Genomic DNA, 10,141 nt, shown 5'->3' on the forward strand with positions numbered 1-10,141 from the left:
AACAGAACCGCTAGCGGGTTACCAAAACAGAAGCCTGGGCGGCGGACGGATGCTGACGTGGCTTGGCCCCAAAGTGTTCAATGAGCAGCTCCACCAAGACCGGCTTGAGGTCTTCGCAAGGGATCCCTTTGCGCACGCATTCGCCCAGCTTGGCGTCTTTGCCCACCTCTCCCCCCATGTAGATGTCCACGGCCTCCACCACCCTGCCGTCCTTGCGAGCAGTGGTGCCCATAAGGCCGATATCGGCTACTTGGGGTTGGCCGCAGGAGTTGGGGCAGCCCGTCCAGTGGATGCGCACCGTTTGGGGGATCTCCAGCTCCGCCTCCAGCTCCTCCATCAAGGCCACAGCCCGGTTTTTGGTCTCGATAAGGGCAAAGTTGCAGAACTGGTTGCCCGTACAGGACACCAACCCCCGCTGCAAGGGCCCTGGGTTGGGGGAGAACTTCTTCAAGAGCGGCTCTTTGAGGAGCGGGGCCACTCGGGAGTCGGGCACATTGGGGATGAGCACGTTCTGCTCCACTGTCAGCCGCAGCTCCCCGGAGCCGTACACCTCCGCCAAGCGGGCCAGCTCCATCATCTCCAGGGCGTTGAGCCGCCCCACCGGCACATGCAGGCCGACAAAGTTGAGGCCCGGCTGCTTCTGGGCATGCACCCCCAGCAGATCCCGCTTGTGCCAGACCACCTCATCTTTTTCCGCTGCCCTGAGCAGAGGGTGGCCAGTCTGGCGCTCCACAGCCGCCCGGAACTTCTCTAGGCCCCACTCGTCAATGAGCCACATCAACCGCGCCTTTTGCCGGTTGGCCCGCAGGCCGTGATCCCGGTAGACCAGCAGCACCGCCTCGCACAGAGGAACCACATCGCGGGGATCCACCCAGACATCTAGGCCAATTGCCTCGGCGCAGCGGCGAGCAGAGAAAAAGCCGCCCACCAGGACGTTGAAGCCCAGGCGGCCATTTTTGAAGGCGGGCACAAAGGCCAGGTCGTTGATCTCCGCATGCACGGAGTTGTCACGACAACCGCAGATGGCGATGTTGAACTTGCGCGGCAGGTTGCTGAAGGAAGGGTTGCCCTCGCCGTTGTTGGTAACCATGTCCTGCACCTTGCGGGTGAGACCGCGCACATCGATCAGCTCATCCGGGTCAATACCGGCCAGAGGGGATCCCGTGATGTTGCGCACGTTGTCCATGCCCGACTGGATGCTGGTCAGGCCTACCTCTTTCAGGTAGCCCAGGATTTGGGGCATTTCTTCAATGGGGATGCCGCGCAGTTGCAGGTTCTGCCGGGTGGTGATGTCGGCTACGCCCTGTTCTCCATAGGGGTGGATGATTGCGCCCAACATCCGCATTTGGCCGCTGGTTAGGATCCCATTGGGCAGGCGCAGCCGCAGCATGAACTGACCTGGGGTGCGCTTGCGAAAGAAGATCCCCAGCCACTTGAGGCGGTGATCCCGGTCGTCTTCAGGAATGTTCTCCCAACCCATCCGGGCAAACGCCTCCAGCTCGGCCTTGACCGCCAGCCCATCCTTTTCGCTTTTGAGGCGTTCAAATTGGTTCGCCATGATCGCTGCCGTGGGGTGAACACTGGCTACCCTAGCGATGACGAACCGTTAACTTTGGTATTGGTAGTTACACTCTGTAACAGGTTATGCAGTTTTGTCATTCTCGAATTGCGCTTTATGCATAAAGTCAGGCTTCCAGGAGCAGCAGACTCCTCTCTCCCCTTTGGGAAAGGGGCTGGGGGTGAGGAAAAGCTAGTTGAGAGGGTTGAAAGAGTTGAAAGGCCCATCTGCCAGAGGAAACGGGGCGGGATCCCCAGCCCTTCGGTGAGGGGTGCGGGCCGTTGGGAAGTTTGGGGATCGCAGTCGTAGAGAGCGGTGGTGTAGCGGTAGCTGCGGGGGGGGCCACCGTTGAGGCGAATGCCGCTAATTTCAAAGGTGTAGTTGCGATTGGGCTGGATCGAACCCACGGAGTAGGTCAAAGTTTCCAGGCCAAAGGCGGGATCCCCCACGCGGAGATCTCCAACAGGCACCGGCTCGCCGCTGAGGGCATCGGTGATGCGGACTTGGGCTTGGCTGAGATCAGCCTTGCCGCCACGGCTGGGCACCGAGAAAGACCAGCGGTAGGCAGACAGGGGCTGGCCGGAAAACCCTTCTAGGCGGTAGAGGTAGCCGTCTTTCTCCGGGAAGGCGATGAACTCTGGATCTGGCACCGACTCGTCAAAACCGAAGATCCAGTTGGCGCTGGCCTGGGTCACCCGTCCAGCCCGTGGGTCAAAGACAATGCCGTAGGCCCCCTGGGCGTACTGAGGATACAGGTTCCAGCGGCGATGCCCCACATCCACAAAGTTTTCTCGACCTGGCTCGGCAAAATAGATGTCCACCTGCCGCGCCAACACCCGGCCTGGATCGGGGCCGTTCAGCTCTAGGATGGGCCCAACCGCCAGGTTGCTGAAGCGGGATCCCGCCTCCCCAGCAGGGGTAAAGCAGCGCCAAGAAGGGGGCGGCTGGTGGCTGAGAGTACCATTGGCTACCTGCATCAAGGCCGCTTGCTGGGCGGCTTCTAGGAACTGAGGATTGAGCTTCACCGGCGGTAACTGGTGCAACAGCCGTAGAAAATTCAGCCGATCCATCATCTTTTGGGCTGCTGCAGGCGTAAGGCGACCGGGGTTGCAGGTAGCAACCTGGGGCTGTTCGGCGTAAATAGGCCCCGTGAAGCTGCGGGTCTGGCGATCCAACCGGCATAGGAAGCTGGCAATCGGCACTTCCCCTGCCCGCGGTGGCTCCATCGAGGTAGGGGATCCTCCACAGGCCGCCAGCAGACAAAGACAAAAGATCCCCGCGATCCTCAAAGCCCAAAGCTGAACCAACTTGGGCAACCGCTGCAAGGGCATGCAAAAACCAGCCGAATTATGAGCCGGTGGGGGTGGGGGTGATGCTGGGGGGGCTGACGGTGCTGCTGCTGCTCTCGCCACAAGCAGGCAACAAGCCCAGACAGGCAAACAGGGCTAAGGCCGCCAAAAGCTGGTGGGTCACTTTGGGTTGCAACGTAGCCATGACAACAAACCTCCCAAATGCTGTTGGGTTTGACCCTGTTCTATCACCTGGCCAGGTGGGTTACAGCACCAAGATCCATGGCGACAAGGGTATAACTTAAGCCCAAGTCAAGGAACGCTCACCCAAGTCGGCTACATCCACTAGGGATGACATCGAAGCCCACTTTTTCTCTCCACCCATAGTGGAGTACGGATCCCCACAACTCTTCTTGCGCTCAAGCGAAAGATTGCTGTGATCAATGATCAATGCTGCTTTTTGCCCGATTGATAAGGGATCCCCAAAAGCTTGTCAGGGGGTGATCTGGAACTCCAGGTTGTAGGTTTGGAGTAAGTTTATGGTTTCGTGATCGGTGATGTTGGTGTCGGCCAGCTCCAAGTTGTAGAAATCGATGAACTCTTCGTGGTCAAAATAGGGGCCGGCATGCCAAGTGCCCATCTCCAGCTTGATAAAGCGATCCCCAGGCACCCGAAAGGCTTGAATCTGATCGACGTGCAGCTCATCGGCAGGGGGTGCAACACCAATAAACCACTCCTTGCCATTGAGGGATCCCAGGCACTGGGTGCAGCGGATGTGGTGGGTGATCTGAGTAAACTTGAGGCCGCGGCGAGGCAAGCGCATGATGTAAAAGCGGGGCTGCCCTTGATTCAAGAACAACTGAGCATCTTGACTGTCGAAGGGTTTGTGATCGGGAGTGGGGCAAATGACCTGTCCGTAGGGGGCAAAGTTTTCCGGTTCAGCGAGATGGGCCTTCAGTTGGCGCAATTGGCTGGTCACCCTGCTCTTCTCCTTTGCGTTTGACGAGCTGTCTTGTGTCTCACTGTTGCCCTACAACGTGAGCACGAGGGCGTGAAGACGCAAACAGCCCAGCGAACCCCATTCTATCGAGACTTGGCCAGGCAGCTTCCCTTCTGGGAAGGGATCCCTGAGCAAGCCCAAGCTGCTCAAGGCCGCAAGTACAATGGGAAAACCTCCTAGCCTCAGCAGAGCAAATGGCGATGCAGCGGGACTTGCAAGAGCTGATCATCTCTCCAGCTCAAGTGCAAAACCTCTCTCAAGTGCCGGTGGCTTGGTTGTATCGGCCTCAGCCTGCTCGTCGCTTTAAGGATCGCCTGCGCCAGTTCTCCGCTTTCTGGGATCTCCTACGCTTGCTGGTGACGCTGGACTTGTTCTTGCGTTTCTTGACCTTCTGGACAGGGGGATCCCTGCTGACTCTGGTGGGGCGGATTTGGATCCCTGGCCTACAGGCCACTTGGGGCACTTGGCTGGTGGAATGGGGGATCCTGGCGGCCATTGCCGCTCTGGGCCAAGCCTATTGGATTTTCCGCAGCCGTCGCATGCCGCTGCTGTTGAATTTGCTGGGGGAGGTGGATCGCTACAACCGAATCATCCAGGCCATCCATGTCAATGATCAGTTGGTGGAAGCGGGCAACCCCGAGGTGAAGCTGGCCCAGAGGGCTGAGGTGATCGAAGCCCTGAAACTGACCCGGGCCGATCTCATCCGTGCCTTGAAAACCGAACGGATCTTGCGGCAAAACGAAGACCTGATCGAGCAGCAGAGCGAGTTCTTCGGCGATAACTTGGCAGCTTTGACAGCTCTGCAGGTGAGCGAGCAGGCCAGCGAACAGGGGCGAATCCTGGAGGCTGCTTTACAGATTGCTTTGCAGGTGCGCTCGCAAATCCGCCGCTTACAAGAGCGAGAAGCCAACCAGGCCCCAAGCAGGGATCCAGACACCATTAGGGAAGATAGGCAGGATACAGACGGCAACTTGGATTGGCAATGAGCCTTTTGGCCCGCTCCCTGGCCTACGCCCAGAACCACAGCGACATGCTGTTTCAAGCTTTCGTCCAACACCTGCAACTGGTGGCGGTGCCTTTGGGAATGGGGCTGCTGTTGGGTTTGCCGCTGGGTTTTTTCAGCTCCCGCTCCCAGATGCTTTCTCTGGTGGTGATCAATGCGTTCAGCAGCCTGCGGGTGATTCCCAGCTTAGCCATTTTGTTTTTGGCCATCCCCTATTTTGGCCTTAGCTTCCGTTCGGCAGTTGTCGCCCTAACCCTTCTGGCGTTGCCCCCCATTCTGATCAGCACGGATGTGGCCTTCCGCAGCCTTGAGCCGGCCCTACGGGAAGCTGCCCTGAGCATGGGCATGACTCCTGCCCAGGTACTGCGGCACGTGGAGATCCCTTTGGCCTTGCCGGTGATCCTGGCCGGTGTTAAAACGGCTACGATTGAGGTGATTGCCAGTGCTACGCTAGCAGCGTTTATCGGCGCGGGAGGGCTGGGTACTTTTATCACCCTGGGGTTTGCTCTCTATGACAACGCTATCTTGCTGGTGGGGGCGGTTCCAGTGGCCCTTCTGGCTATTGCGGCCGAGATCGGCCTTGGCACTCTGCAGCGGGCTTTGGAACCTCCCCAAGCCTGAGGTTCTGTGAGGGATCCCATGCTGTCTTCCCCTAGTTCTTCTGAAGTGCGATCCCGGTGGCCTTTCCGCTCCATTCCTTTGCGGGTGGCGTTGCTGCTGCCCCTAGTGCTCTCAGTAGCAGGGGGAGTGGGGGGAGTGGCCTATCTCTCCTGGCAGGGCGGGCGACACCTGGCGCTGCGCTTGACGGAGCAACTGAGGCGGGAAGTTACCGACCGCACCGAAGAGCATCTTGCCAGATATTTGCAAATTCCCCTTCAGATCAATGCCCTCAATCAAGGGGCAGTGAGGGGGGGGCTGCTGCCCGATTTGACAACCCCCAGCCCAGCCGATCTAGAGGTGCTGGAAGCTCACTTTGCCCGCCAGTTGCAGCCATTTCCTGAGCTGAGCTACGTCGGCTTTATTTCCGCCCAAGGGGGGTTTGTGATCGCCCGCCGCCACGCCGATGGGTCGATCTGGACTTACCACACACCCGGCCTCTTGCCGGGATCCGCCCAGAGCCGCCAACGGGATCCAGAGACAGGGGATCCCACAGGGTTCACTCGCCGGTTGGGCTTTGTGGATCTGAGGCAGTTGTTCTGGTTTCCCCAGCTCCTGCAGTCGGAAGGGATCCGCGACACTTGGGTGGTAACCCGATTTTTTGCGGAGCTTCCTGCCCAGGATCCAGAGCGGCTGATCATGACGTCCCTATCCCTGACCGACTCGGGGGGGCGGGTTTACGGCAGCTTAGTGGCTTCCCTCTCCGTCCGGCAGCTTCAAGCCTTTCTGGAACAGATGGAAGGCCGTTCTCCTGCAGAGGTGAGTTTTCTGCTGGACGAGGAAGGACAGGTGGTGGCCAGTACGGCGGGGCCTGCTCCCCATCCGCTGCTGGTGGCTGTGCAAGAGCAGGTGGGCTCCTGGGAGACGGCCTCTTCTCAAAATCCGCTGCGCCTCGTGGTTGGCGGGATCCCTTACTGGGTGGAGGTGGAGTCCGTTCAGAGTGAAGGGAGGCTAGGTTTTTATTTCGTGTACGGGATTCCAGAGGCAACCCTTCTGGCCGAAGTCCATCGGAGCGCCCAACAGGCTGCGCTGCTGGGGGGTGGGCTATTGCTGAGCATGCTGGGGACAGGGATCCTCCTCGGCGAAGCTCTCTCCCGTCCCCTGCGCCGCCTCACCCAAGTAGCCGAGCAATTTATACACAGCGGCTTCCAGCCCTGGCCCCCTTTGGATCCCGGCCCCATCCAGGAGGTGCAGACCCTGGCCAAAGCCTGGCAGCAGGCGGCAGCAGCCCAGCAGGCCCTGCTGGATCGTCTGTGGCAGCAGCAGCAAGAATACCGCGCCGTGGTGGAGCAGCAGACAGAGCTCATTTGCCGCTTTCGGCCCAATGGGCACATCACCTACGTCAACTCTGCTTTATTGCGTTTCTTCGATCATCGGGTAGAAGAAGTGGTGGGCCGAGCTTTGTGGGATCTGCTGCTGGAAGAAGAGCGGGAGGTGGTGCTGCAGGCTTTTGCCGCTCTCACGCCTGAGAGTCCTTTTTATAGCAGCGAGCGGGAGTACCCCGGCAAAGACGGCCAGTCCCGCTGGGTGAGCTGGGTGGATCGGGGCATTTTCGACAGCCAGGGCCAGTTGGTGGAGATCCTCTCGGTGGGGCGGGAGATCACCGAGCAAAAACGGGCAGAACAGCAGTTGCAGGCCCTCAACCGCGAGCTGGAAGCCCAGGTGGAGCTGCGCACGGCCAAGCTGCAGCAGGCTTTTCGCTTTGAGGCGATGCTGCGCGCCCTCAGCGGCCAGATGGTGGCCAGCCTGAATGAGGGGGAAATTCTGGAAGAAGTGGTCAAAAGCCTGGCCGAGGCACTCAACCTAAGCGGCTGCCATATCCTCTTGCTCTCAGACGATGGATCAACCTGGATCCCTGGCTACTGCTACTCCCCCTCTCTCTCTTCTGACGTGGCTCAAGATGGCGGGGCGGATCCCTTGCATGGGCCAGACTACGCCAGTGACCCGGAGTTCTTGCGCCTGCTGCAGTCCCATTCTTCCTCACAGCAGAAATGGAAAATCCACTGCTGTTGTCGGAAGGAAGGACGCTGGGTGCGGCTGCTGGCCTGCACCCTTTGGGACAAAGAGAAGCGGCTGGGAGCTTTGCTGTTGGAGCGGCTGCCGGAGCAAGAGTTTTCCGAAGACGAGATTCAACTGGCCTATCAGGTGGCCAACCTATGTGCCCTGGCCATCCGCCAAGCCCGTTTGTACCAAGCAGCCCAAGCGCAGGTGAAGGAATTGGAGCGGCTGAATCTGCTGAAGGATGATTTCCTCAGCACCGTCTCGCACGAGCTGCGCACCCCCATGACCAATGTGCGCATGGCCTTGCAAATGCTGCAAATGACCCGCGATAACCCCGAGAAACAGCGGCACTACTTCACCATTGCCCTGAAAGAGTGCAACCGGCAAATCGAGCTCATTAACGACCTGCTGGATATGCGACGGCTGGGAGCCGGGACGTATCTGCTGCAACCAGAGAATATTTTTCTGCCGCGGTATTTACAAGATTTGCTGGCCGGGGCTCAGCCTTTGGCCCAAGCCAAACATCAACACCTGCAACTGCACCTGGAGGCAGGGATCCCCTCGCTTTGGGCCGACCCCACCTGCTTGGGGCGCATTCTGCGCGAGCTGCTGCACAACGCCATCAAGTACACGGCCCCCGAGGGATCCATCCACCTGCGGGTTGTCTCAGAAGGAGAGGGGATCCTCTTCGTCTGCAGCAACAGCAGCGAGATCCCAGAGCCAGAGCTGCCCCGCATCTTTGAAAAGTTTTACCGGATCCCGCAATCGGATCGCTGGAAGCACGGCGGCACCGGCCTGGGGCTGGCTTTGGTGAAGCAACTGGTGGAGCATATGGGGGGGAATATCTCCGTCAACAGCTCGGATGGATGGACGCATTTCCAAGTTTGGTTGCCCCAAGGTGAGGATCCTGCTCCGCCATTGCCCGGCCCACCCCCAATGTCAGAAGACCTCCCCTTTTGGAAAGAGGCTGGGGGTGAGGGGCATACCTGACCCCTATCCCGGCAAGACTTGTTGCTGCCAGAGGGCCTCCAGTTGCACCGTGTATTCGGAGTTCACGATGGGCACTGCCCCAGCAATGGCCTCTTGAATGGGGATCCCGGCAGCAGCCTCCAGCTGGGCAAAAGCTGTTTGGTAGTCGGCAGACAACCGGCTGACATCAATGAGCGGCAGATCCCCCCAGACCTCCGGCTTGAACTTTTCCAGCTGCCCCTCCGGGCTGGCCAAGACCTCTGCCAGGACCATTGCCCCCCAAGGATTGGCCGCATTAATGGGAATGGCTGTAAACGAGGGATCGATCAAGCTGGTGCCCGGGATCCCATAGGGGGTGGTGCTGGGGGGAAATTGGCCGTTGCCCTTGCGTAAGATCACCTGATCGATAAAGGTGGGGATGAGCCACACTTCGCCGTTGGCAAAGAGCTCCGCCAGGCGGGCAAAGGTGGGCGGGTAGGTTTGGCCCTGTCTCCACAGGAAGGGATCCAGCTTTCTCAGGTATTCCACCAGGGCAGGGGATTGTCGCGCCCAGAGATCGGCATCGAAGTCCGGCCCGCTGTACTGAGCATAGCCCCCGGTCACACTATAGAAGGCGCTCAACAAAAAGCGGCTGCCATGAAAATCCGGCGGGGCCACGTAGGTAAATCGCCCTGGGTTGGCCTCTGCCCAAGCCAACAGTTCGGCGTAGCTCTGGGGGGGATTGGGTACCCGTTCGGCATCATAGGCCATCAAAAAGTAGTTGCCGGTGTAGGGCGCAGAATAGCCCTCGGTGGGCAGGCCAAAATCCGTTTCAATATCGGCGGGATCATAGAAGGGCAAGCTGGGCAATTTCTCAGCAAAAGGGCCGAAGAGCAAATTCCCCTGCTTGAGGGTGCGGAAGTTGTTGCCATTGATCCAGATGAGATCGATGCTGCCGCCGCTGAGCAGCCCGGCCTGTACCTCCCCAATCACCTTGTTGACTGCTTCAACGGTATCCGTGAGCGGGATCCGGTTCAAGCGAATGCCATAACGCTCCTGCAACTGGCTTTTCACCCAGCCATCCACGAAGCCATTGATGGCCTCGCTGCCGCTCCACATGGCCCAGTTGACAGAGCTGCCCCGCGCCCGCTCCAGAATGTCTGCCCAGCTCAGGGATCCCAGATCCACCATGTTCTGGGAGGTGTTCTGGGCAAACGGAGAGCCTTGACTCAACGCCCAAGCCCCCAGGGATCCCAGACCAGCCAACACCTGCCGCCGCTTCCAGAAAACGCTTTTGGGTTGCATAGCCTTGCCACCATCCCCATCAAACTTTCAGGTTCCAGATTCAACTTAAACTGATACATTTACGCTGAACACTGCTGAGCATTACTGCTCAACGGTGAAGCGATAGCATTCTGTCCGTTTCCGAACAGAAAGGCGGTATCCCGCAAAGCTCTGAGCATAACACCCAGAGCGCCTTGCCAATCTCGCGGTAGCCTATGGTTGCACTTTGGGCATCTAAACACCTTTGCGCCACCTAACCTCGTGTGGATGTGCCCGCACTTGGTACAGGTTTTGCTGGTGTACGCTTCCGATACTTCCACGACGACCACGTTTTTCTTCTTGGCTTGAAACTTCAGGAACTGCTTGAACCGATAGTGCGCCCAGGTGAGCATCGCCCTTGC

Annotated in this window: 9 protein-coding genes; 3 read left to right on the forward strand and 6 right to left on the reverse strand. The window is 59.1% G+C overall.

Annotation, left to right across the window (positions count from 1 at the left end):
* Positions 1-10: 10 nt before the first annotated feature.
* From ACVWYY_RS02080 to ACVWYY_RS02095, 4 genes are all read right to left on the reverse strand, one after another.
* Positions 11-1,558 (reverse strand): ferredoxin--nitrite reductase, encoded by a 1,548-nt coding sequence (locus ACVWYY_RS02080; protein WP_457439456.1) that lies wholly within the window; start codon positions 1,556-1,558, stop codon positions 11-13.
* Positions 1,559-1,584: 26 nt separating this feature from the next.
* Positions 1,585-2,889, reverse strand: coding sequence for a CAP domain-containing protein (locus ACVWYY_RS02085; RefSeq protein WP_457439458.1), 1,305 nt, complete (start codon positions 2,887-2,889; stop codon positions 1,585-1,587).
* Between the two features lie 16 nt (positions 2,890-2,905).
* Positions 2,906-3,052 carry a hypothetical protein gene (locus ACVWYY_RS02090; RefSeq protein ID WP_187147246.1) on the reverse strand — a complete coding sequence of 49 codons (147 nt, stop codon included), beginning with the start codon at positions 3,050-3,052 and terminating at the stop codon, positions 2,906-2,908.
* A gap of 288 nt (positions 3,053-3,340) precedes the next feature.
* Positions 3,341-3,826, reverse strand: coding sequence for an ureidoglycolate lyase (locus ACVWYY_RS02095; RefSeq protein ID WP_011431703.1), 486 nt, complete (start codon positions 3,824-3,826; stop codon positions 3,341-3,343).
* A 215-nt stretch (positions 3,827-4,041) separates the two neighbouring features.
* On the opposite strand from ACVWYY_RS02095, the gene ACVWYY_RS02100 reads away from it, so the two are divergent.
* From ACVWYY_RS02100 to ACVWYY_RS02110, 3 genes are read left to right on the forward strand one after another with little or no spacing between them, the layout of a single operon-like run.
* Positions 4,042-4,833, forward strand: a complete 792-nt coding sequence (locus ACVWYY_RS02100; protein ID WP_457402837.1) for a hypothetical protein — start codon at positions 4,042-4,044, stop codon at positions 4,831-4,833.
* Entirely contained in the window at positions 4,830-5,471 is a 642-nt protein-coding gene (locus tag ACVWYY_RS02105) for an ABC transporter permease (RefSeq protein ID WP_457402839.1), read from the forward strand. Before ACVWYY_RS02100 ends, ACVWYY_RS02105 begins: the two co-directional genes overlap by 4 nt.
* Positions 5,472-5,489: 18 nt before the next feature.
* Positions 5,490-8,498, forward strand: coding sequence for an ATP-binding protein (locus tag ACVWYY_RS02110; RefSeq protein WP_457402840.1), 3,009 nt, complete (start codon positions 5,490-5,492; stop codon positions 8,496-8,498).
* A 3-nt stretch (positions 8,499-8,501) separates the two neighbouring features.
* Here ACVWYY_RS02110 and ACVWYY_RS02115 read toward each other — a convergent pair whose 3' ends face one another.
* On the reverse strand, positions 8,502-9,761 hold the full coding sequence (locus ACVWYY_RS02115; protein WP_457402842.1) for an ABC transporter substrate-binding protein: 1,260 nt from the start codon (positions 9,759-9,761) through the stop codon (positions 8,502-8,504).
* A 59-nt stretch (positions 9,762-9,820) separates the two neighbouring features.
* A partial coding sequence (locus ACVWYY_RS02120; RefSeq protein ID WP_457439460.1) for a zinc ribbon domain-containing protein occupies positions 9,821-10,141 on the reverse strand: 321 nt, incomplete at its 5' end.

This window comes from Thermostichus sp. MS-CIW-34, assembly GCF_054060435.1.

What these genes read in the sequence shown, in the direction of transcription:
- ACVWYY_RS02080 (WP_457439456.1), bottom strand. Translation starts at nt 1,558, where the DNA reads ATGGCGAACCAATTTGAACGCCTCAAAAGCGAAAAGGATGGGCTGGCG.
- ACVWYY_RS02085 (WP_457439458.1), bottom strand. Translation starts at nt 2,889, where the DNA reads ATGCCCTTGCAGCGGTTGCCCAAGTTGGTTCAGCTTTGGGCTTTGAGG.
- ACVWYY_RS02090 (WP_187147246.1), bottom strand. Translation starts at nt 3,052, where the DNA reads ATGGCTACGTTGCAACCCAAAGTGACCCACCAGCTTTTGGCGGCCTTA.
- ACVWYY_RS02100 (WP_457402837.1), top strand. Translation starts at nt 4,042, where the DNA reads ATGGCGATGCAGCGGGACTTGCAAGAGCTGATCATCTCTCCAGCTCAA.
- ACVWYY_RS02105 (WP_457402839.1), top strand. Translation starts at nt 4,830, where the DNA reads ATGAGCCTTTTGGCCCGCTCCCTGGCCTACGCCCAGAACCACAGCGAC.
- ACVWYY_RS02110 (WP_457402840.1), top strand. Translation starts at nt 5,490, where the DNA reads ATGCTGTCTTCCCCTAGTTCTTCTGAAGTGCGATCCCGGTGGCCTTTC.
- ACVWYY_RS02115 (WP_457402842.1), bottom strand. Translation starts at nt 9,761, where the DNA reads ATGCAACCCAAAAGCGTTTTCTGGAAGCGGCGGCAGGTGTTGGCTGGT.